Below are 21,706 nucleotides of genomic sequence, written 5' to 3' on the forward strand. Positions count from 1 at the left end.
GAGCGGGATTGATGGAAATTCTTTTGGAAACGGGAGATAAAGTGGATGTGCGCATTTATCATCCGTCAAATCCCGATGGATATATTGTACTCTATTCTCAGGTGATGAATGTCGACAGCGAGTTCTATTATGTGACGCCACCTGTGTCTAAGGGAGTTGAATACCCCATTCGTGTCGGTCAAAAGGCTGATATCATCTACTATCGCGAAGCGGGTATTTACATGTTTCAGGCAACTTTCCTTAAAAAAGTGAAGGATGATCACCTGACTTATTTTCAGATTGCCCGATTGACAGAACCGGAAAAAACCCAGCGACGCGAATTTTTTCGCCTGAAATACATGCTGCAGTGCAGGTTAAGGAGCCTTGAAAATGAACAATCTTGTGAAGCGGTTGTTCAGGATATCAGTGGCGGTGGTGTTAGAATGATTTCACCTCGATCATTTTATGTGGGAGAAAAAATTGAGTGCACATTACATCTTGACGAACATGTAATTGCAGTGGCGGCAAAAATTGTTCGCTCTCAGAGGATGCCCCACGATAAGCGCTACGAAATTGGCGCACAATTCATTGATGTTAGCGAACAAAATCAGAATAAAATAGTTGGCTATATTTTCCATAAACAAGGAGAATTGCGCCAAAAAGGACTGGTCTAGATGAGGAATCCCTCAACTCCCATAAGGGTGCTGGTTGTTGATGACTCTGCCTTCATGAGAAAAGTCATTAATGATATACTACATAGTGATCCATTGATCCAAGTGATTGCTCATGCGCGCAATGGTAAAGAAGCCATGGGTATTATTGCTCAAGATAAACCGGATGTGATCACACTGGATATTGAAATGCCGGTGATGGACGGGCTTGAAACTCTGGAAGCTGTGATGAAAGAGTGCCCTGTGCCTGTTATCATGCTCAGCAGCCTTACGGAAGAAGGAAGTCCTGAGACGATTCGTGCGTTGGAGCTGGGTGCTGTGGATTTCATACAAAAACCAACACTTTCTTTTATGATTACGTCGGGGCAGTTTAGAAATGATTTGATTGCAAAAATAAAAGAATCAATTTCGTACCGAGTTCAGGTGACACCAACCCATGTTCCGACCAGAATGAAGCGGGAAATGGAAGTGCAGGTCAAAGAACACCCCAAATCAGCAAAAAAAGAACGCATCGAAGATTCTTACACGCGCCTTGAGGCAAAAGAGATGATTGAAAAACCGCCGGTTCGGGGTATGAAAATGACAACGGTTGAAGAATCGTCACTTTCAATAAAACGGTTAGTTGCTATCGCTGTTTCAACCGGAGGGCCAAAAGCATTGCAATCGGTGATACCTTTTCTACCTCAAAATCTTTCCTTGCCGGTCTTAGTAGTGCAACACATGCCGCCTGGCTTTACCAAATCATTAGCAGAACGTCTTAATCAATTATCTCAAGTGACTGTCAAAGAGGCAGAACAAAGTGAAATCATACAACCAGGAACGGTATATATTGCGCCAGGCGATTATCACCTGACAGTCAAACCATCCAGGCATCGATTGCACGTTGAACTCACAAGAGAAGACCCTGTAGGCGGTCACAGACCGGCGGCGGATCGCATGTTTGATTCGCTGGCAGAAAGTAGCGTTGAGGAGGTCATTTGCGTTGTCATGACAGGAATGGGTGCTGATGGAACGAAGGGAATCAAAAACCTGAAATGTGTCACGAAAACGTACGTACTTGCTCAAGATGAACAAAGCTGTGTTGTTTATGGAATGCCCAAAAGTGCAGTTGTTGCAGGTGTTGTCGACCAGGTAGTGTCTTTGGAACGGATCACCGATGCAATCACCAACAGAATAGGAGGCCGGTAGGATGGATGTGAACCAGTATTTAGATATGTTTATTGATGAGTCAAAAGAGCACTTGCAGCATATGAACGATATTTTGCTGACAATGGAGAAAAACCCTCAGGATACAACCCATCTGAATGAACTTTTTCGTATCGCCCATACGATAAAAGGAATGTCAGGCACCATGGGGTACAATCATGTACTCAGCCTGACGCATCAAATGGAAAATGTCCTCGATCAAATCCGCAATGGTAAATTGGCTGTCAATGGGAAAGTGGTTGATCTTTTGTTTGAGTGCCTTGATCAACTGGAAAACTATATTGTGAATATCGAAACAACACAGCAGGAAGGGGATAATGTTTCTGCTGAACTTGTGAAAAATCTTCAACTCCTTGAGAATCCGCAGTCACCCATCAAAATCACTGAAACTAGTAGCAATGCGCCTGCAGATTATCAAGAAGCTGCTGATGGAGAAACCGATCTTGAAGTGGATGAGTATGTAGCAAGCATGATTCAGAAAGCTTCCGATAAGGGCTACCAGATTTTTAGGCTTAAAATTTCACTCAACCCCAAATGCATGCTTAAATCTGCAAGAGCCTATATTATTTTCAGCACTCTCGAAACAATGGCAGAAATTATTCATGCAAATCCAAGCATTGAGGATATTGAAGATGAAAGATTTGATTTCTCGTTTGTTTTGACGGTTGTTACTGAAAAGCCAGAAGTTTCATTAATTCAAGAATTGAGCAACATTGCTGAAGTGGATGAAATTATTGCAACGGAATTAACAGTTGATAACATTCGCAGCCAGGATGACGCGAACCATGCACCCACTGAAATAGCTGCGGCGGTGATGGAATTGGATAAGGGTGGAATGGCAGAATCATCAAAAGGTGATTTGGATGCTAAGAAAAAAGCTAAAACTGGAAAAACTGTTCGAGTGGACATTGATCGTCTTGATAATCTGATGAACCTTGTGAGCGAGCTGATTATTATTAAGACACGGTTAGAAGACGCGCATCAGATGAGTCAGCAAAAATCGATTAGTGATACAACTGAACAACTGGAGAGAATTACAACCAGCCTGCATGATGCAGTCATGAAGGTGCGCATGGTTCCAATCGAACGAGTATTCAATCGTTTTCCAAGGATGGTTCGGGATTTGTCAAAAGATTTAGGCAAAGAAATCAACCTTCAGTTGACAGGTGAAGAAACAGAGGTTGACCGGACGGTTATTGATGAGATAGGTGATCCGTTAATTCATTTAATTAGGAATGCCATTGATCATGGCATCGAAGAGCCCGAAACTCGCATTAGAAACCATAAAGATCAAGCGGGAACGCTTAAGTTAATTGCCTATCCCGATGGGAACAGTGTCGTTATCGAAGTTCAGGATGATGGCAAAGGGATTGATATTGAACGAGTTAAAGCCAAAGCGCTTGATCGGGGTCTGATTTCTCAGTCGCAAAGTCAGTTGATGGAAGATAAAGAAGTCATCCAGTTTCTCTTTCATCCCGGATTCAGCACAGCAGACACCGTATCAGACCTTTCAGGGCGTGGTGTTGGTCTGGACGTAGTTAAAACGAAAATTGAAACGTTAGGCGGCGTTGTCGAGGTTGATTCACAGCCCATGAAAGGGACTCGGTTTATCATCCGTCTTCCATTGACACTTGCAATTATACAAGCGCTTCTGGTACATGTAGGAGTGGAGAAGTATGCCATACCATTGAATAACATCCGTGAAATTTCAACCATTCAAGAAAGTGCCATCCGAAAAGTTCAGGGGAAAGAGGTGGTGCTTTTCCGGCAGTCCACATTACCTGTTCTCAGATTATCACATCTGCTCTCAGTGCCTGAAGAAAACGAAAAACAGGAAGAAAATACGGTAGTTATTGTCAATCATGGAGATCGCACTTTTGGTCTCGTGGTGGATGAATTGATAGGCCAACAAGAAGTCGTCATAAAGTCATTAGGGCGTTATTTATCTGGAATTCAAGGGATTGCAGGTGCTACTATTCTGGGTAACGGAACCGTTGCATTAATTGTTGACACCAACTCTTTCTTCTAAGGAGGGATTATATGAACAATCAGGATCAAAAGCACGATGCTGCTGTGGACCAGTATGTCATTTTTAAGTTAGATGGTGAGTCTTATGGGGTTTCGATTCACTTTGTCGAAATCATTGAAAAAGTGACCGACATTACTCGCGTACCCAATGCACAGCCTTATATTTTAGGGGTCATTAATCTTCGGGGTGAAATTGTCCCGGTTATTGACCTGAGAAAATTGTTCGGATTGGAAAGCATACCAGTGACGGATGATTCTCGAATCATCATTCTTTCGGTGGAAGAGTTAACGGTTGGAATTATGACTGACAGTTCTTCGGAAGTGTTGAGTATACCACAGGAAAACATTGAAAATGCAACCAGTGTGCTAAGTCATGTGGAAGAAACATCCATAAAAGGAATTGGCAAGATTGATGACCGAATGATTATTATGTTGGATGTGTTTGCGATACTTGGCTTAAATGATCAGGAATCATCGGAGGAAAGGAGTCAGGAACATTGACACGTTCGATTGACGACCTGAGCAGTATACATTTGGATGTTTTAAGGGAAATAGGGAATATCGGGGCAGGTAATGCAGCGACATCATTGGCAGTAATGATTCAAAAGAAAGTCGATATGAAAGTACCTGTTGTCAGAATTATGGACATTGAAGAAGTGCCGGGTATTCTTGGCGGTGAAGAAAATGTTGTATCAGGCATATACTTCGGAATGAATGGAGCCATTAAGGGAAATATTATGGTACTGATGGATATTCAGTCTGCCAAAATGCTGACGGGGATACTAATGGGAAAAGATCCTGCCGACTTCGATGAAAATGAAGTATATGATTTGGATGAGATGGACAGATCAGCATTGCAAGAAATTGGCAATATACTATCGGGCTCGTATATATCTTCTTTAGCAGCATTGACGAACCTCAGAATTAATTTGTCACCACCTTCACTGTGTGTCGATATGGCAGGGGCAATTCTAAGTGTTCCGGCTATTCAGTTTGGCGAGATCAGCGATAAAGTGCTTATGATTGAAAATCGCCTCTTTGATGGGACGCAAGAAGTGACAGCCAACTTTTTTCTGATACCCGACGAAAATTCTTATGGCATTTTACTTGAAGCCCTGGGAGTGAGTTAATACATGGCAGAATTAATCAAAGTCGGTATGGCCGACCTGAAAATTGCGAAAGCTCCTGATGTATTAACAACTTTGGGGTTGGGTTCATGTGTTGGTATTGCCTTATATGATCCAGACAAAAGGCTGGCGGGACTGGCGCATATTATGTTGCCAGATAGCACTCAGATAAAGAATAATGCCAATAAAGCCAAATTTGCTGATACAGCATTGGAAATATTGCTAAAAGAGATGGTGGAAGCAGGGGCTCTGAGAAGTCGGTTGTACGCAAAAATAGCGGGTGGAGCACAGATGTTTGCAATGGACAGCCAATCAGATATAATGAAAATTGGTTCACGAAACACGATGGCAACCAAAAAATTGCTGACAGAGTATCGTATACCTCTCCATGCGGAAGATACAGGAGGGAATTATGGTCGTACCATAGAAATACACCCTGACTCGGGACGACTACTTGTCAAAGCCATTGGTAAAGGAATGAGAGAACTATAACACTGGCTGCCGGGGGGACTCACCATGGATACCAAAGAATTGTGGGAACAGTATAGGAAGCATAAAGATCCGGGAACTAAAACCCGTTTAATCGAAACGTATGTGGAACTGGTTAAGATTATTGCCGGACGACTCTATGCCACCTATGGAAACCATCTGGAATTTGATGACCTCGTGAGTTATGGTATTTTCGGTTTGATTGACGCCATTGAAAAATTTGATCCAGGCAAAAATGTCAAATTTGAAACTTATGCCCAGATTCGGATTCGGGGGGCGGTTGTGGATCAAATTCGCAATCTGGATTGGATTCCTCGGTCTGTGAGACAGAAATCCAAGCAAATTGAAGAAGTCATTTCAAAGCTGGAAAACCAGTATCAAGGACAGATTTCTGACGCAATGATTGCTGAAGCTTTGGATATGTCGGTGCAGGAATTTCAGTCAGTACTCCAGCAAACAAGTACATTCAATATGATTTCCCTGGAAGAGAAGCTAATGGATTCTGCCGAAGAAATAAAAGCGGTGGAATCCCATCAAGAATTACCTGAACAAATGTTGATGAAAAGTGAGACGAGCAAACTGCTCATGGAGAGTATTCAACTCTTGCCTGATAGAGAACGCCAAGTGATTTCACTCTACTATTATGAAGAGCTAACATATAAAGAAATCGGCAATATTATGGGTGTTTCAGAATCAAGAATCTCACAATTGCATTCAAAGGCTGTAACCCGCATTCGAAACAGGATGGAAGGATAGACATCACTGCTCACGAGGGGGATCAATATGACGGAAGTTAACGATTTTAATGTCTCTGAACACAAGGAACCTCAGAATATTGATGGAGAAGTAAAAGTTACTCTCTCTCCAGACCGGATGGAGGCAATGATGCTTTTCACAGAACCGGTGGGAGAGGGACGCCCCGTAACGGTTGAAACAGCTATTGAAGCTCTTAAAACAGCGAATGTGGTGCATGGTATCGATCGACAAATTATTGAAGAAAAAGTCGCGCATCAGTATTATGAAAACAGTTTTATTTGTGCCAGGGGAGAGAGACCGGTTGACGGCGAAGCCGGACAAGTGATCTATCACTTTAATATTGAGGAACAGAAGAAACCATCTATCAATGAAGATGGAACAGTTGACTTTAAGAACCTTGATTTAATTGAAAACGTCCGCCAAAATGATCTACTGGCGGAACAAATATTGCCGACGGAAGGTGTACCCGGTACTGACGTAACAGGCAAAGCTGTTCCCCAAAAACCAGGAAAGCCTGCTCGTTTTCAACCTGGCAAATTCGTTGAACTTAGCAGTGATAGTCTCCAAATGCGGGCCTTGGCAGATGGCCAGGTTTTTATACGTGACGGCAAAATTACAGTAAGTCCTGTCTATCAAGTACCTGCAAATGTCGATAACACCACTGGTAATATCCGGTTTAATGGGAAAGTGCTTGTTAAAGGAAATGTAAAATCTGGATTTGTAATTGAAGCAGATGGTGACATTGAGGTAGAAGGTGTTGTTGAAGGGGCTATACTCAAATCAAATTCAAATATTGTTCTGAAGCGGGGTATTCAGGGGAATAATCAGGCCGAATTGTACTGCAAAGGTGATTTGGTTGCACGGTATATTGAAAATACTAAAATAAATGCAGGCGGCAACGTTGAAGCAGATTGTATCCTCCACAGCGTTGTTTATGCGCGTCGAAAAATCCTGATTAAAGGCAAAAAAGGATTAATTGTTGGCGGCGTTGTTAAAGCTGGTGAAGAAATAATCGCACAGGTAATAGGTTCTTCGATGGGAACACAAACACAAATCGAAGTAGGTATCGATCCTAACTTAAAAGAGAAATATGATCAGGCGAAAGCAAAATTAAAAGAAACTGTCAAGAACCTTGAGAACTTAAAACAGACCATCGAAATACTCAATAAGATGAATAAAAATGTTCCTCTGCCACCATCGAAAAAAGATATGCTGGTGCGTTCTGTGAAAACTTATGAAGTGATGAAAGACCAACAGCTTGACATTCAGCGGGAGATTGTCGACATGGATCAGCAAATGGAGGATGCCACCAAAGGAAAAATCCATGCTTCACAAACCATTTACCCAGGTGTTCGAATCTCCATTTACAATGCAGTTAAGCATGTGTACGATGATCTGGCAATGTGCACGCTTTTTTACAGGGAAGGTGATGTAGCCATCGGGATGTTTGAGAAATAGGAGGTGAGCAACATGTCCATCAAGCCCATTGATCATTCGATTTCCGCACTCAACACGGTACATGAAGCAAAAAACCAGCATGAACAGCATCATCGGGGAAGCAATGTAAATGCCTTTATGCAAGATAATGTACAGTCGGAAGTAGAGCGCAATAAAAGCAAAGTCATCCATTCTGATGCATCGCAGGGAAGTTTGGTGGATGAAGATGGTCAGCAGAAAAATGAACAACAGCATCAGAAAAACAAGAAAAAAAGAAATCCTTCAGAAAAAAAGGTGACAGAAGCATACAAAGGTAACCGGCTTGATATAAGGATCTGAGGTGACGGATTTGCCGGAAACGCTGCAGATTAATACTGCTGTAACCATCATCAGTCTTGTTGCAATGATCTTATCAACATTGGCAATGATAAGAAGCAAATCATCCCACACAGCTGGCGATACAATTGTTCAAAAAGTAGCGGAAAAACTCATTTTTGAACAGGAAAAGATCAGAAGAATGGATGAGCGGATCGCCACCATGGAAGAAGAAATTGCCAACCTTAAAGATGAAATTGTACAACTTCAACAGAAGAATGAAGAACAGCCAAGAGCAACCGAATCTTTTCCGTCTTCTTTCCTTAACAGCCTTCAATTTCACACTTTTGTTCAAAAAAACCAAGAGTTGATCCTTTTGCTTCAAGAAGGCATATCGGTGGAACAGGCTGCAAAACTAACAGGAAAGAGCATTGGCGAAGCACAAATGGTGCGTGCCGTCATGAAGCAGATGCAAGAGACAAAATGATGACTATTGAATCAACAGCTATATACCAAAAATATAAAAATCCGTTGCCTTGCAACGGTTGATGTGATAGAATACATAGGGCGACAAATCACACACTTCTTGATTTTGATGGAGGTGCTCCCGCAGGGAGTCCCGGAGAAAATGGATGGAAGTGGCGGAAAAAACAATTCAGGAGGTTAGTAAAATGAGTGTAGTATCAATGAAGCAGTTGTTGGAAGCAGGGGTGCATTTTGGGCACCAAACAAGAAGATGGAACCCCAAGATGGCAGAGTACATCTTCACAGAACGAAATGGTATTTATATTATTGATCTGCAAAAAACCGTCAAGAAAGTTGATGCGGCCTACAATGTGATCAAGAGTGTGGTGGAAGAAGGCGGAAAGATACTATTTGTTGGAACAAAAAAACAGGCTCAAGAATCCATTGCAGAGGAAGCAAAGCGTTGCGGCATGTACTTTGTCAATCAACGCTGGCTGGGCGGCATGCTAACAAACTTCAAAACCATTAAGCTGCGCATTGACCGATTGCATAAACTTGAAAAAATGGAAGAGGACGGTACCTTTGACGTTCTCCCCAAAAAAGAAGTCATTCAACTGAAACATGAAATGGAACGACTCGAAAAGTTTTTGGGCGGGATCAAAGACATGAAAGAAATGCCGCATGCACTCTTTGTGGTAGATCCCCGAAAAGAACGGATTGCCATATTGGAAGCGAGAAAGTTGGGTATACCAGTAGTAGCTATTGTTGACACCAACTGCGACCCTGATGAAATTGATTATGTGATTCCTGGTAACGATGATGCTATTCGAGCGGTTAAACTTTTAGCGGCAACAATGGCAGATGCTGTAGTGGAAGGAAAACAAAGTTTTCAGGATGAAGTAGAAGAAACTTCAGCGGAAGCTTAATGTTATAACAAGGTAAGGGTAGGAATGCATTTGTCACTCCACCCCTTGCCTTTACTATTATCGTGGAGGGTGAACTCATGAATATTACGGCAGGCATGGTTAAAGAATTGCGTGAAAAAACAGGAGCCGGTATGATGGACTGTAAAAAAGCGCTAGTCGAAACTGACGGTGACATGGAAAAAGCAGTGGAAGTATTGCGGGAAAAAGGACTGGCAGCAGTTGCCAAAAAAGCGGGTAGAATTGCCGCTGAAGGTATTGTTGAAGCATATATTCATGGTGGGCGAATCGGCGTTTTATTGGAAGTGAACTCCGAGACAGACTTTGTTGCGAAGAATGAAGAGTTTCGCAATTTTGTTAAGGATGTTGCTATGCAAATTGCTGCGTCAAATCCACAATACGTCAGCCGTGAAGAAGTTCCTCAAGACATGATTGAGAAGGAAAGAGACATTCTGCGCAAGCAAGCACTTAATGAAGGTAAGCCCGAAAAAATAGTTGATAAAATGGTGGAAGGCCGTATCGAAAAGTACTACAAAGAAGTATGCCTTCTTGAGCAGGATTTTGTTAAAGACCCTGATATGACAATTCAGCAGTTATTAACGGCGAAAGTTGCAAAAATCGGCGAACATCTGAGCATTAGAAGATTTGCACGCTTCGAAGTTGGTGAGGGAATCGAGAAAAAAGAGGAAAATTTTGCAGAAGAAGTGGCAAAACAAATCCAGTAATTGATTCACATGAGAACACCTTGGTGTTCTCTTTAACTATGAAGTCTGACAATGATGCCTTAAAACATCAGCAAGACGGGAGAATCAGTTGATGGAAAAACCTTTATATCATCGAATATTACTTAAGCTTAGCGGAGAAGCATTGGCTGGAGAAAAGGGGTTTGGTCTTGACCCTGATACACTTGTTCGTATCGCCGGTCAGATTAAAGAAGTGGTCGCTATGGGTGTTCAGGTGGCTGTTGTTGTTGGTGGTGGCAATTTTTGGCGGGGACGTACTGGTACACATATGGACAGAACGACTGCAGATTATATGGGTATGATGGCAACCGTTATCAACAGTCTTGCGCTCCAGGATGCACTTGAGAATGTCGAAGTCGTTACACGTGTTCAAACTGCTATTGAAATGAGGCAGATTGCGGAACCCTACATTCGCAGACGTGCAGTGAGGCATCTGGAAAAAAATCGCGTCGTCATATTTGCAGCCGGTACTGGAAATCCCTATTTTTCAACAGACACAACAGCAGCTTTGCGAGCGGCTGAAATTGAAGCAGACGTTATTTTACTGGCTAAAAAAGTAGATGCTGTTTATGATAAAGATCCCAATGAAAATGATGATGCCAGCAGGCTTCTCGACATCAGTTACATTGATGTTTTAAATAGAGGGCTTAAAGTCATGGATTCTACAGCAACTTCCCTGTGTATGGATAATCAGATTCCCATCAAAGTGTTTGGCCTTGACGACCCTGAAAATATTAAGAAAGTGGTGTTGGGCAAAGCCATTGGCACCTATATTCACAGCTAATTTTAAAGGGGGATTTACGATGCAACTGGAAATCCATAAAGCCGTTGAGGAAAAAATGAAGAAAACCATTGCAGTCATTCAGGATGAGTTCAACAGTGTAAGAGCGGGTCGTGCCAATCCGGCGATGTTGGATCGAATCACAATTGAGTATTATGGTGCTGTTACTCCCTTGAAACAGATTGCAACGGTCGCTGCACCAGAACCACGGTTAATTACCATTCAACCCTTTGATCCTTCTGTGCTGACAGATATTGAAAAGGCCATCCAAAAGTCTGATTTGGGAATCAATCCTTCTAATGATGGAAAAGTGATTCGATTGGCTATCCCTCAACTGACAGAAGAGCGTCGAAAGGATTTAACAAAGATTGTCAAAGGAAAAGCAGAAGACGGACGGGTAGCCATTCGCAATGAGAGACGCAATGCCAACGATGCCCTGAAAAAAATGGAAAAATCTGGTGAAATAACAGAAGATGATTTGAAACAAGCGCAAGAAACAGTCCAAAAAATGACTGATAAGTACATTGAAAACATTGACGAACTACTCGCACTAAAAGAAAAAGAAATGATGGAGGTTTAGTATTTGGATTATCCAGATCTTCTGGGACAACATAAAGAGGAAGCTGTTAGCTGTTTATCAACAATGGAACTACCCTTTACTATTGTCAAAGCTAATACCGAGAAAAACTCTTTATCGGGCGAACAAAGGATTATTCGCCAACAGTTCGATGAACATGGGAAGACAGTATTATTGATCGCCTATTTTTAGCCCCCTGATTCAGGGGGCTTCTGATTGCTGAGGTGCTTATTATGGCAATATTTAAAAAGAAAAGCAGACCTGATGAATCCATTGACATGAAGCGTCTGCCACACCATATTGCCATTATTATGGATGGTAATGGCCGGTGGGCCGAACAACGTCACTTACCTCGCACTGCTGGTCATCAGCAGGGAGTTGAAGCGATTCGCGAAATTGTCAAAACTGCATCAGAAATGAACATAGAAATGATGACGCTGTATGCTTTTTCTACTGAAAATTGGAAAAGACCAGAAAATGAAGTTCAATTTTTGATGAACCTATTGGTTGACTATCTGCGTAAAGAGATTGAAGAGTTGAATCGACAGAAGGTCTGTATCAGCACAATCGGTGACTTGAGCCGATTTCATGGGACTGTTCGAGATGAGATTGAAATGGCAATTGCCAAAACTGCCTCAAATAATGGTTTAAAAATGAATATTGCCCTTAACTATGGTGGCAGAAATGAACTGACACGTGTGATAAAGCAACTGATGAAAGAAGCGGTTGAAGGCCAAGTACAAACTGAATCTATTTCAGAAGATGATATTCGTTCACGACTTGATACAGCAGCTATGCCTGATCCGGATTTACTGATCAGAACAAGTGGTGAACAACGCATCAGTAATTTTCTGCTTTGGCAACTTGCATACACTGAACTTTATTTTACTGACACACTTTGGCCTGATTTTCGAGGTGAACATTTTAAAGAAGCCATCAAAGACTACCAAAACAGAAAACGACGTTTTGGCGGGTTAACATAAAGGAGGCAGCACTTTGGGCAAACGCATCCTGACCACGATTGTAGGACTACCAATTTTATTTTATATTTTAACTAAAGGTTCTCATTTGCTAACGCTTTCCTTGATGACAGTGTCTATCATCGGCTTGCACGAGTTTTATCACTGTGCCCGGCAGGGTGGTTTTAACCCCGTTGCATGGACAGGCTATAGTGGAACAGGTATCTTATACATAGGGTTCTTTCTTGTGAATGGGGGTACTGCTCAACAAATTGCCATTCCAATGACACTGGTTATCCTTTTGGTGGTCTGGGTGATCCATCACAAGACCGTTCAAATGCAGGATACCCTGATCACGTGGTTCGGCTTTATCTATGTGGCAGTACTTTTATATCAAATGCTATTAATCGAAGAACTATTAATGCCGCATGCCCTCTGGTTAGTGTTTATTATTTCTTGGGGATGCGATTCCGGAGCTTACCTGACAGGGTACGCCATGGGGCGTCGAAAATTGTGCCCCTCTATCAGTCCCAAAAAGACCGTTGAAGGCGCTGTTGGGGGAATTGTAGGCAGCATGTTAGGATGTCTCATTTTTTCAAAGCTACTTATGCCGGACCATCTACCTGCGTTTCTTCTATTAGGTTGCCTGGGAGCTATTGTATCTCAATTTGGCGATCTTTCTGCCTCGCTTATTAAACGAACCGTGGGAATAAAAGATTTTGGGCGCTTGTTTCCAGGACACGGCGGAATCCTTGATCGTTTTGACAGCATTCTTCTAACAGCTCCCTTTGTCTATCTTTTTTTAAAAATATTGATTTTGCGATAAGGATAAGAGAAGCGGGTATGAATGGGATAAGATAATAAGCGGGGTGTGGTTGTGTCCAAAAAAATTTCCCTGTTGGGTTCTACAGGCTCAATAGGAACACAGGCGCTGGATGTGGTTCGCAGGCATCGTGAAGAGTATGAAGTCGTCGCGTTAACAGCAGGGCATAACATCGATCTGCTTGCAAAACAGATTATTGAATTTAGACCAAAAGTGGCGATTTTGAAAAAATATGAGGATGCAAATCACCTAAGCAGAATATTACCTACAAATAGAACACGCATATTACACGGTGATGATGGATTGGAGACAGCAGTTTCAATGCCGGAAACTGAGTTGGTGTTAAACGCCCTAGTGGGAAGCCGTGGGCTGACTCCCAGCTATCTGGCTTTAAAAAACGGGAAAGACCTTGCACTGGCCAATAAAGAATCCTTGGTTTCAGGTGGAATGCTAATGACGAAACTGGCAGCTCGAAACGGCAAGCAAATCATTCCGGTTGACAGCGAGCATTCTGCAATATTTCAGTGCTTGAATAGTGAAAACAAGAATGAGGTCAAAAGAGTTGTTTTAACTGCTTCAGGGGGCCCCTTCCGCACGTGGAGCCGGGAATCCATTAATCGTGCTACGCTTGAAGACGCGCTTAATCATCCTAATTGGTCAATGGGGCGAAAAATCACCATCGATTCAGCCACTATGATGAATAAAGGCCTTGAAATCATTGAAGCCGCCTGGCTTTTTGATCTGACGAATGAACAGATTGATGTTCTGATACATCCTCAGAGTATCGTTCACTCCATGGTTGAATTCCAAGATACTTCGGTTCTGGCACAGATGGGATTACCGGACATGCGGGTACCCATCCAATATGCCCTTTCATGGCCAAAGCGATTAAAAAACCATTTAAATTCATTGGATCTGTTATCAATAGGTGCGCTGACTTTTGAAGCACCAAACGTGGAAAAGTTTCCATGTCTGCGTTTGGCAAGAGAAGCGCTTGTCGTTGGCAAGACATTGCCCTGCGTAATGAATGCGGCAAATGATTTTTTAGTGGAGTCTTTTTTGCAGGGAAAAATTAGTGTTTATCAAATATCGGATTACATCGAACGTGTGATGCATCAGCATGTGCCCTTTGAATATCTGGAACTGGAAGAACTGATAGAAGTGGAAAATTGGACGCGATCGAAGCTCAAGTCTTTTTTCTAAGGAAGGTGTAAATGATGACAACTGCCGTTGTGGCAATATTAGTCTTTGGGTTGTTGGTTTTTTTTCATGAGCTAGGACACTTTGGGGTGGCCAAACTTGTCGGTATTCGTGTCCACGAGTTTGCCATCGGCATGGGTCCAAAAATGATTCAGCATAAGCACCGGGGCACAGTCTATGCATTGAGGATATTTCCCATTGGTGGCTTTGTTCGTATGGAAGGAGAAGATGAGAGTTCGTCAGCCACTGACAGCTTCAGCCAGAAGACGGTGAAAGCACGTATCAGTGTCATTTTTGCCGGTCCTTTGATGAACTTCATACTGGGATTTATGTGTTTTTTCCTGATTTTTTTCTCGCTGGGAGTACCTGGAACACATATTGGAGACATGATTCCTGACTCGCCAGCCCAAGAGGCAGGTTTACAACCTGGTGATAAGGTTGTTGAAATTGATGGTGAAGAAATCAATTCATGGGAAGAACTGGTGGGAGAAATTGCATCATCAGGAGGTAACCCGGTGGAGGTACTCATCAATCGTCAGGGTGAAATTCTGCATTTTACTGTTACACCAAGATTTGATGAAGAAACAGGGCGGCTCCTTATTGGCATTATTCCGGGCTCAGAAAAATCTTTGCCAGCCGCATTTCGCAGTAGTTTTGAACAATCAAAATTTATCTTTTCTGAAATATTTTCATTCCTGCGTCAATTGATAAGAGGCCAGGCAGATACTGCCGACGTGGCAGGACCTGTGGGTATTATCAGTCTTGTGGGGCAGGCGAGTCGCTCTGGATGGATGGACGTGGTTGGTTTGGCAGGATTGATCAGCATAAATTTAGGTATTATGAACTTGCTCCCGATTCCAGCCCTTGATGGAAGTCGCATTATTTTTCTTCTTATTGAAGGCTTGAGAGGTCGACCCATTGACCCTGAAAAAGAAGCGATGGTTCATATGATTGGCATTACGCTGTTAATGCTGTTAATGGTAGTCATCACATATAAAGACATTTTGACATTTTTTTAATTATCTGTAAAAGCTGTCATGTTAAAGTGAAATCAAGATAACTGAAAAGGTGACTGAGAATGAATAAACGCAAATCAACCATCGTTAACATCGGCTCTCTATCCATTGGAGGGCCGTATCCCATTGTTCTCCAATCCATGACGACCACCGATACCCGAAATGTCAAAGACACCGTTGCCCAGATACGGTTGCTGGAAAATGCCGGCTGTCAGGTGGTACGAGTGGCCGTTCCTGATGTGGCGGCGGCAGAGGCTATAGGAGCTATCAAAAAGCAAATTAATATTCCACTGGTTGCAGACATACACTTTGATTACAATCTTGCCTTAATTGCCATGCAACAGGGAACTGATAAGCTAAGGATAAACCCAGGTAATATAGGCAGCAGAGAACGTGTTCAAATGGTGACCGAAATGGCGAAGGAAAAAAATATCCCCATTCGTATTGGTGTCAATGCTGGTTCTCTTGATCATCGAATACAGGCACGTTATGGCAATGCTACTGCTGAAGCATTAGTTGAAAGTGCATTGGAGCATGTGAAAATATTGGAAGCAGATAAATTCGATCAAATTGTACTGTCATTAAAAGCAAGCAGCTTGAAAGTGATGGTGGAAGCTTATCGTCAGATTTCTTCAAAAGTGCCATACCCGCTTCACTTGGGTGTCACAGAAGCCGGGAACCGTGAAACTGGAACGCTTAAGTCAGCAATTGGCATTGGTGCGCTGTTGCTTGATGGTATTGGTGACACCATCCGGGTTTCGCTAACGGCAGATCCTGTTCTAGAAATTGAAGCTGGCAAAAACATTTTAAGGGTTTTGGGCTTGTTGAAAGATCGCATTCAGATAATTTCTTGCCCGACATGCGGCCGATGCCAAATTAATCTCATTGAACTTGCCCAACAGATTGAAAATAAACTCATCAGCAAAGATAAAAACTTAACAGTTGCCATTATGGGGTGCGCTGTGAATGGGCCAGGTGAAGCACGAGAGGCAGATATTGGAATTGCCGGAGGAAAAGAATGCGCATTACTTTTCAAAAAAGGAAAAGTCATTCGAAAAATTCCCGAAAATCGAATTGTTGAAGAACTTTTAGAAGAAATTGAAAATCTTTGATCAGATATCAGGACGATTTGCTATGTATCTCAGGAGGTTCCCATGTCGCTCAATACAACATATACACTTTCTCACATGTTGAAAAAACTCAATGTCGCTCATACCGACGAACATCACATATGGATACAATGTCGTTTAAATCGATTGGTGCATATCAAAAAACAGGCTCGCGTAATGCTCTATCTTGAAACGAGCAAACCATTACCCTTGCGTCAACTGGATGACTTTATGAGCCAGATTAAGAATAGTTTGGGAATCAATGATTCGGTCGCATATCGATTGATGACTGATTTCAAAGAAACAGAACCGGAAAAATTAAAAAAAGCTCCCTTTTTCGAAGAAAACATTCACTACGTTCTCGCTCAAATGAGTGCGGCAGCGGCTCTCCTGAAAGATGAGGTGGTGTGGGATCTGGTGAATGGCGAACTACAATTGATCTTTCAAGATCCCACCCTCGAACGAAAAGCATTTGATAAACGCATCCATGAAATGATTGGGAAAATGATCGCCAATATGTATGGTGTACAGCTTAAATGTCGAATTGCTACAAATAATCCATTAGTATTTGATAATACCGCTTATGAGAAGTCAAAAAAAGCATTGGAAAAAGTCATTATTTCCGATGCCCTGGTTCAAAACAATGGCCATGGCAATGATAACAGTTCAGTCAAGAAGAGCAACTCATCATCACAAGGTAAAATGATGAAAACCCGAAACCAGGGAGAAAACGGCAAACCAGCCCAAGGAACTTGGGTGGGAAAACCAATTAATACAACACTACAGACAATTGGCGAATTGAGAGAAGACGATACTCAGGCGACAATTAAAGGTGATATTTTTTCTGTGGATGTTCGAGTGCTGAAAAACGATAGGAAGCTCTACATTTTTGATCTGACTGACTATACTGGCTCGATCACTGCCAAATTATTTGAACCAAAAAAAACACAAGTTAATCTGGAAGAACTCCTGAAATCGGGCACAACTATATTAGTTAGAGGAAGTATTCAGTTTGACCATTACAGCAAAGAAAATATTCTGATGGTATCAGATATAATGCCTCATTCTTCCAAACCATCAACCGACAATGCCCCGGACAAACGAATTGAATTTCACTGCCATACCAACATGTCGCAGATGGATGGAATCTGTTCGCCAACCTCTGTTATTGCCCAGGCGGCTAAATGGGGCCATTCTGGAATCGCCATCACAGATCATGGTGTTGTGCAGGCCTTTCCAGAAGCCGCCGCCGCTGGTAAAAAACATGGCATACGCATTTTCTATGGGATGGAAGGATATTTGGTTGATGACGAAATGGAACTGGTGACAGGCGCAGACAACCATACTTTTGAAGATGCATTTGTTGTTTTTGACATTGAAACAACAGGGCTTTCAAATGCCCACGACCGAATTACCGAAATTGGAGCTGTTCGTGTTGAAAATGGCGAAATTGTTGGAGAATATTGCTCCCTTATTAATCCCGAAAAACTCATTTCTTCAGAAATCACCGAACTTACAGGCATAACCAATGAGATGGTAAAGGATGCTCCTCTTATTTTGGAAGAATTGCCCCGGTTCATAGACTTTTGCAAAGGGGCTGTTTTAGTTGCCCACAATGCTGATTTTGACGCCGGTTTTATTCGGGAGAATATGAGACGAATAGGAATGGGCTTCAATTTTCCGGTGCTGGATACTCTTGCCTTATCAAGAATTCTCTTAAAAGAATTAAAACGACACAAACTGAACTTGGTCGCAAAAGCACTGCAGGTAAACTTGGAAAACCATCATCGTGCTATCCATGATGCCAGGGCTACGGCAGAAGTATTTCTTAAATTAGTTCAGCGAATGAAAGAACAAGGCATTAATTCGATGTCAAAAATGAACCAAGTATTGACACAGGCTGTTGATGTCTCTCGTTTGAAACCGTATCATGTGATTTTACTTGTGCAAAATCAAAAAGGATTAAGAAATCTATACGAGATAGTTTCTGAATCGCACATGAAGTATTTTTATAAAAAACCACGTATTCCCAAAAGCTTATTAAATCGCAAACGGGAAGGTCTTTTTGTTGGAACTGCTTGCCAGGCTGGAGAGTTATATCAGGCAGTTCTCAACAGAGAACCGGAAACAAAACTGACAACCATTGCTGCTTTTTATGATTACCTGGAAGTTCAACCAACTTCCAACAATGCATTTCTCATCGATAAAGGACTGGCAGGCAGCCGTGAGGAATTGATGGAAATCAACAAACGCATTATTCAGCTGGGAGATCAGCTGAATAAACCCGTGTTGGCAACAGGAGATGCTCATTATACCCGTGCCTGTGATGATTTATTCCGTCAGGTGCTTCAGGCGGGAATGGGCTTTGACGATACAGAAGATCCGGCATTGTTGAATTTAAAAACCACCACAGAAATGCTGGAAGAGTTTTCATATCTAGGCAAGGAACGGGCAGAGGAAATTGTTATCGTACAACCACGTGCATTGGCATCTCAAATAGAAGATTTGGTTCCGGTTCCGGAGGGTACGTTTCCGCCCTTTATTGATGGATCAGAAGAACAATTGGAAAAACTCTGTCGCACAAAAGCAGCTGAAATCTACGGAGATCCATTGCCCGACCTCGTGGAAAAACGATTGGAACGTGAGTTGCGGTCGATTATTGATAATGGCTATGCAGTGATGTACATGATTGCACACAAACTGGTAGCGAAATCACTTAGTGATGGCTACTTGGTGGGATCCAGAGGTTCTGTCGGTTCATCATTCGCAGCTACCATGAGTGGCATAACAGAAGTAAATCCATTGGCGCCCCACTATGTGTGCCCGGCTTGTCGCCACTCGCAATTCTTTACAGAAGGAGAAGTGGAATCTGGGGCAGACCTGCCTGATCAACACTGCTCCAACTGCGGCACTCAATACCGTAAAGAAGGGCATTCCATTCCCTTTGAAGTATTTCTTGGATTTGAAGGAGATAAAGAACCGGATATTGACCTTAATTTTGCTGGAGAGTACCAGGCTACTGCCCATCAATATATAGAACATTTGTTTGGAGAAAGTAAGGTTTTTCGGGCGGGAACGATTGGTACCATTGCCAATAAAACCGCCTATGGATATGTAAAAAAATTTGGCGAAGAAAAGGGTATTCAGCATAGTAATGCAGAAGTAAAACGACTGACAGAGGGATGTACCGGTGTCAAAAAAACAACGGGTCAGCATCCTGGCGGTGTCATGATTGTTCCTGCAGATCGTGACATTCATGAATTTACACCAATTCAGTATCCAGCCAATGACAAAAAATCGGGTGTGATCACCACTCACTTTGACTACCATGCGCTTAGTGGCAGATTACTGAAACTAGATATTCTTGGTCACGATGTGCCAACGATGATTCGTATGCTGGAAGATTTTACTGATACAAACGCATTGGAAATACCGCTGGATGACCAGTTGACAAAAAGTATTTTTGTTGGAGCAGAAGCCCTCAATTTTCAGGATGAACGTTTTTCACCAGAGCTGGGAAGTATCGCCATTCCAGAGTTTGGAACCAAATTTGTTCGCCAAATGCTCCAAGATACACAACCTGAAACATTTGGAGAACTGGTGCGCATCAGTGGTCTGTCACACGGAACAGATGTGTGGCTGAACAATGCTCAGGAACTGGTTCGAAATGGTGTGGCATCACTAAAAGAAGTCATATGCACCAGGGATGATATTATGAACTATCTGATCCTTAAAGGGCTGCCCTCAAAAAGTGCTTTTAAAATAATGGAAAATGTCAGAAAGGGAAAAGGCGTAACAGAGGATGAAATGAAGCTTATGGCTGAGAACCAAGTGCCTCAGTGGTATATTGATTCCTGCAACAAGATCAAATATATGTTTCCGAAAGCGCATGCAGTGGCCTATGTAATGATGTCTTTTCGTATTGCCTGGTATAAGGTGCATTATCCCGAGGCCTTTTATGCAACTTATTTCAGCATGAAGGTGGAAGACTTTGATGCACACCTTATGATTCAGGGAATTGATGCAGTAATGAATAAATTGAAAGAACTGGAGAATCTGGGAAATCAAGCAACTGCAAAGGAAAAAAATCAAATGATAGTGTTGGAGGTGGCACTGGAAATGTTCAGTCGCGAAATTGAGATGTTGCAAGTAAATCTTTACGCCTCTCATCCCGAACAATTTATTATTGAAAAGAACAAAGTGCTTCCACCTCTTTCTTCGTTGCAGGGTGTTGGACAAAACGCTGCGCGTCGCATTTCTGAAGAACGGGAAAAAGGTGATTTTCTGTCACTTGAAGATTTGCGCCAAAGAACAGGTGCATCTAAAGTTGTCATTGAGACATTACGAAATCATGGGGCCTGCCACGATTTGCCTGAAACCAACCAACTGTCACTCTTTAACCTGCCGATTCAATCTTGATTTGAGGCGGTTGCTGTGGTATAATGATACCGATATGGATCTGGTGATGAAAAGTGTTGTCTTGAATCGCATATCAACGACTAGAAGAGTGGGTACTCCCCACTCTTTCCTGTTCATCACAATAAATACTGCTGTGGTGGAAACAATGAGTCTGAAACCGGGTTCTCCAACAAATAATATAGGAGAGGACCTGATGACAGGAGGGGAACTTATGAAACGAAAAGAAATTGAACAGGCAGTCACTGATTTGACGCAACAATTATTGGAAGAGAACGTTGAACTCATTGATGTGGAATTTGTCAAAGAGGGGCCCGATTATTTTTTAAGGGTCTATATTGACAAAACAGACGGTGTAACAATCAATGACTGCGAGACTTTGAGTCGACGATTGGATGCTAAACTTGATGAATACGATTGGATTCAGGAGCAATACTTTTTAGAAGTATCCTCTCCTGGATTGGACAGACCGCTGAAAAAAGAAACGGATTTTCTAAGGAATCTCGGAAAACGCGTAGAGGTTAAATTGTATCAACCCTTCAATGGCGAAAAACAATATGAAGGAGTCTTGATTGATAAACAAGGTGTTTCGCTGATCATTGAAACGAATGATGGTCAGCAATTAACCTTTAATGAGTCACAAGTTGCACTTGTGAAACTTGCCATTATTTTTTAGGAGGCTCGGG

22 protein-coding genes are annotated in these 21,706 nt (G+C 42.3%); all 22 read left to right on the plus strand.

All coding sequences use genetic code 11. From position 1 onward, the window contains the following. Nucleotides 1-11 precede the first annotated feature (11 nt). The 22 genes from QOL74_RS05335 to QOL74_RS05440 all read left to right on the plus strand — a co-directional run bounded on the left by QOL74_RS05335 (nucleotide 12) and on the right by QOL74_RS05440 (nucleotide 21,696). The gene (locus tag QOL74_RS05335; RefSeq protein WP_283408413.1) at nucleotides 12-653 is read left to right on the plus strand and encodes a flagellar brake protein; all 642 of its coding nucleotides are present in this window, start codon (nucleotides 12-14) and stop codon (nucleotides 651-653) included. Then, nucleotides 654-1,838 (plus strand): protein-glutamate methylesterase/protein-glutamine glutaminase, encoded by a 1,185-nt coding sequence (locus tag QOL74_RS05340; RefSeq protein ID WP_283408414.1) that lies wholly within the window; start codon nucleotides 654-656, stop codon nucleotides 1,836-1,838. Between the two features lies 1 nt (nucleotide 1,839). After that, nucleotides 1,840-3,885: a chemotaxis protein CheA gene (locus QOL74_RS05345; RefSeq protein ID WP_283408415.1), complete on the plus strand. Its 2,046-nt coding sequence runs from the start codon at nucleotides 1,840-1,842 to the stop codon at nucleotides 3,883-3,885. An 11-nt stretch (nucleotides 3,886-3,896) separates the two neighbouring features. Continuing rightward, the gene (locus QOL74_RS05350; protein ID WP_283408416.1) at nucleotides 3,897-4,385 is read left to right on the plus strand and encodes a chemotaxis protein CheW; all 489 of its coding nucleotides are present in this window, start codon (nucleotides 3,897-3,899) and stop codon (nucleotides 4,383-4,385) included. After that, nucleotides 4,382-5,014, plus strand: coding sequence for a chemotaxis protein CheC (locus tag QOL74_RS05355; protein WP_283408417.1), 633 nt, complete (start codon nucleotides 4,382-4,384; stop codon nucleotides 5,012-5,014). Before QOL74_RS05350 ends, QOL74_RS05355 begins: the two co-directional genes overlap by 4 nt. 3 nt (nucleotides 5,015-5,017) lie before the next feature. Beyond that, nucleotides 5,018-5,503 (plus strand): chemotaxis protein CheD, encoded by a 486-nt coding sequence (locus QOL74_RS05360; protein WP_283408418.1) that lies wholly within the window; start codon nucleotides 5,018-5,020, stop codon nucleotides 5,501-5,503. Nucleotides 5,504-5,527: 24 nt separating this feature from the next. Continuing rightward, nucleotides 5,528-6,256 carry a FliA/WhiG family RNA polymerase sigma factor gene (locus tag QOL74_RS05365; RefSeq protein WP_283408419.1) on the plus strand — a complete coding sequence of 243 codons (729 nt, stop codon included), beginning with the start codon at nucleotides 5,528-5,530 and terminating at the stop codon, nucleotides 6,254-6,256. 27 nt (nucleotides 6,257-6,283) lie between these two features. Further along, the gene (locus QOL74_RS05370) at nucleotides 6,284-7,714 is read left to right on the plus strand and encodes a flagellar assembly protein A (RefSeq protein WP_283408420.1); all 1,431 of its coding nucleotides are present in this window, start codon (nucleotides 6,284-6,286) and stop codon (nucleotides 7,712-7,714) included. 12 nt (nucleotides 7,715-7,726) lie between these two features. Continuing rightward, nucleotides 7,727-8,032 (plus strand): hypothetical protein, encoded by a 306-nt coding sequence (locus QOL74_RS05375; RefSeq protein WP_283408421.1) that lies wholly within the window; start codon nucleotides 7,727-7,729, stop codon nucleotides 8,030-8,032. 199 nt (nucleotides 8,033-8,231) lie between these two features. Then, nucleotides 8,232-8,495 (plus strand): hypothetical protein, encoded by a 264-nt coding sequence (locus tag QOL74_RS05380; RefSeq protein ID WP_283408422.1) that lies wholly within the window; start codon nucleotides 8,232-8,234, stop codon nucleotides 8,493-8,495. A gap of 184 nt (nucleotides 8,496-8,679) precedes the next feature. Then, nucleotides 8,680-9,399, plus strand: coding sequence for a 30S ribosomal protein S2 (gene rpsB / locus QOL74_RS05385; protein WP_283408423.1), 720 nt, complete (start codon nucleotides 8,680-8,682; stop codon nucleotides 9,397-9,399). A 77-nt stretch (nucleotides 9,400-9,476) separates the two neighbouring features. Then, nucleotides 9,477-10,121, plus strand: coding sequence for a translation elongation factor Ts (gene tsf, locus QOL74_RS05390; protein WP_283408424.1), 645 nt, complete (start codon nucleotides 9,477-9,479; stop codon nucleotides 10,119-10,121). A 91-nt stretch (nucleotides 10,122-10,212) separates the two neighbouring features. After that, the gene (gene pyrH, locus QOL74_RS05395) at nucleotides 10,213-10,923 is read left to right on the plus strand and encodes a UMP kinase (protein ID WP_283408425.1); all 711 of its coding nucleotides are present in this window, start codon (nucleotides 10,213-10,215) and stop codon (nucleotides 10,921-10,923) included. Nucleotides 10,924-10,942: 19 nt separating this feature from the next. Beyond that, nucleotides 10,943-11,500 carry a ribosome recycling factor gene (frr, locus tag QOL74_RS05400; RefSeq protein ID WP_488153921.1) on the plus strand — a complete coding sequence of 186 codons (558 nt, stop codon included), beginning with the start codon at nucleotides 10,943-10,945 and terminating at the stop codon, nucleotides 11,498-11,500. Nucleotides 11,501-11,503: 3 nt separating this feature from the next. Beyond that, nucleotides 11,504-11,689 (plus strand): PASTA domain-containing protein, encoded by a 186-nt coding sequence (locus tag QOL74_RS05405; RefSeq protein WP_283408426.1) that lies wholly within the window; start codon nucleotides 11,504-11,506, stop codon nucleotides 11,687-11,689. Between the two features lie 41 nt (nucleotides 11,690-11,730). Then, nucleotides 11,731-12,480 carry an undecaprenyl pyrophosphate synthase gene (gene uppS, locus QOL74_RS05410; protein WP_283408427.1) on the plus strand — a complete coding sequence of 250 codons (750 nt, stop codon included), beginning with the start codon at nucleotides 11,731-11,733 and terminating at the stop codon, nucleotides 12,478-12,480. Nucleotides 12,481-12,493: 13 nt separating this feature from the next. Beyond that, complete coding sequence (locus QOL74_RS05415) at nucleotides 12,494-13,282, plus strand: phosphatidate cytidylyltransferase (RefSeq protein WP_283408428.1); 789 nt, start codon at nucleotides 12,494-12,496, stop codon at nucleotides 13,280-13,282. A 51-nt stretch (nucleotides 13,283-13,333) separates the two neighbouring features. Further along, the gene (locus QOL74_RS05420; RefSeq protein WP_283408429.1) at nucleotides 13,334-14,482 is read left to right on the plus strand and encodes a 1-deoxy-D-xylulose-5-phosphate reductoisomerase; all 1,149 of its coding nucleotides are present in this window, start codon (nucleotides 13,334-13,336) and stop codon (nucleotides 14,480-14,482) included. A gap of 11 nt (nucleotides 14,483-14,493) precedes the next feature. Then, nucleotides 14,494-15,498 (plus strand): RIP metalloprotease RseP, encoded by a 1,005-nt coding sequence (rseP, locus tag QOL74_RS05425; RefSeq protein WP_283408430.1) that lies wholly within the window; start codon nucleotides 14,494-14,496, stop codon nucleotides 15,496-15,498. A gap of 59 nt (nucleotides 15,499-15,557) precedes the next feature. Then, nucleotides 15,558-16,607 carry a flavodoxin-dependent (E)-4-hydroxy-3-methylbut-2-enyl-diphosphate synthase gene (ispG, locus tag QOL74_RS05430; RefSeq protein WP_346771719.1) on the plus strand — a complete coding sequence of 350 codons (1,050 nt, stop codon included), beginning with the start codon at nucleotides 15,558-15,560 and terminating at the stop codon, nucleotides 16,605-16,607. A 42-nt stretch (nucleotides 16,608-16,649) separates the two neighbouring features. Beyond that, nucleotides 16,650-21,023, plus strand: a complete 4,374-nt coding sequence (locus QOL74_RS05435) for a PolC-type DNA polymerase III (protein ID WP_283408431.1) — start codon at nucleotides 16,650-16,652, stop codon at nucleotides 21,021-21,023. Between the two features lie 211 nt (nucleotides 21,024-21,234). Further along, entirely contained in the window at nucleotides 21,235-21,696 is a 462-nt protein-coding gene (locus tag QOL74_RS05440) for a ribosome maturation factor RimP (protein WP_283408432.1), read from the plus strand. Nucleotides 21,697-21,706: the final 10 nt, after the last annotated feature.

It is taken from the genome of Anoxynatronum buryatiense (assembly GCF_900182905.1).
In the GTDB taxonomy this organism is placed as follows: Bacteria; Bacillota; Clostridia; order Peptostreptococcales; family Tindalliaceae; genus Anoxynatronum; species Anoxynatronum buryatiense.

Excerpts from the sequence above, each read along its gene's own strand:
- QOL74_RS05345 (WP_283408415.1), top strand. The coding sequence starts at position 1,840 with ATGGATGTGAACCAGTATTTAGATATGTTTATTGATGAGTCAAAAGAG.
- QOL74_RS05370 (WP_283408420.1), top strand. The coding sequence starts at position 6,284 with ATGACGGAAGTTAACGATTTTAATGTCTCTGAACACAAGGAACCTCAG.
- pyrH (WP_283408425.1), top strand. The coding sequence starts at position 10,213 with ATGGAAAAACCTTTATATCATCGAATATTACTTAAGCTTAGCGGAGAA.
- tsf (WP_283408424.1), top strand. The coding sequence starts at position 9,477 with ATGAATATTACGGCAGGCATGGTTAAAGAATTGCGTGAAAAAACAGGA.
- QOL74_RS05440 (WP_283408432.1), top strand. The coding sequence starts at position 21,235 with ATGAAACGAAAAGAAATTGAACAGGCAGTCACTGATTTGACGCAACAA.
- QOL74_RS05350 (WP_283408416.1), top strand. The coding sequence starts at position 3,897 with ATGAACAATCAGGATCAAAAGCACGATGCTGCTGTGGACCAGTATGTC.
- QOL74_RS05435 (WP_283408431.1), top strand. The coding sequence starts at position 16,650 with ATGTCGCTCAATACAACATATACACTTTCTCACATGTTGAAAAAACTC.
- QOL74_RS05360 (WP_283408418.1), top strand. The coding sequence starts at position 5,018 with ATGGCAGAATTAATCAAAGTCGGTATGGCCGACCTGAAAATTGCGAAA.
- QOL74_RS05340 (WP_283408414.1), top strand. The coding sequence starts at position 654 with ATGAGGAATCCCTCAACTCCCATAAGGGTGCTGGTTGTTGATGACTCT.
- rpsB (WP_283408423.1), top strand. The coding sequence starts at position 8,680 with ATGAGTGTAGTATCAATGAAGCAGTTGTTGGAAGCAGGGGTGCATTTT.
- ispG (WP_346771719.1), top strand. The coding sequence starts at position 15,558 with ATGAATAAACGCAAATCAACCATCGTTAACATCGGCTCTCTATCCATT.
- QOL74_RS05375 (WP_283408421.1), top strand. The coding sequence starts at position 7,727 with ATGTCCATCAAGCCCATTGATCATTCGATTTCCGCACTCAACACGGTA.
- uppS (WP_283408427.1), top strand. The coding sequence starts at position 11,731 with ATGGCAATATTTAAAAAGAAAAGCAGACCTGATGAATCCATTGACATG.
- QOL74_RS05335 (WP_283408413.1), top strand. The coding sequence starts at position 12 with ATGGAAATTCTTTTGGAAACGGGAGATAAAGTGGATGTGCGCATTTAT.
- QOL74_RS05365 (WP_283408419.1), top strand. The coding sequence starts at position 5,528 with ATGGATACCAAAGAATTGTGGGAACAGTATAGGAAGCATAAAGATCCG.
- frr (WP_488153921.1), top strand. The coding sequence starts at position 10,943 with ATGCAACTGGAAATCCATAAAGCCGTTGAGGAAAAAATGAAGAAAACC.
- QOL74_RS05380 (WP_283408422.1), top strand. The coding sequence starts at position 8,232 with ATGGAAGAAGAAATTGCCAACCTTAAAGATGAAATTGTACAACTTCAA.
- rseP (WP_283408430.1), top strand. The coding sequence starts at position 14,494 with ATGATGACAACTGCCGTTGTGGCAATATTAGTCTTTGGGTTGTTGGTT.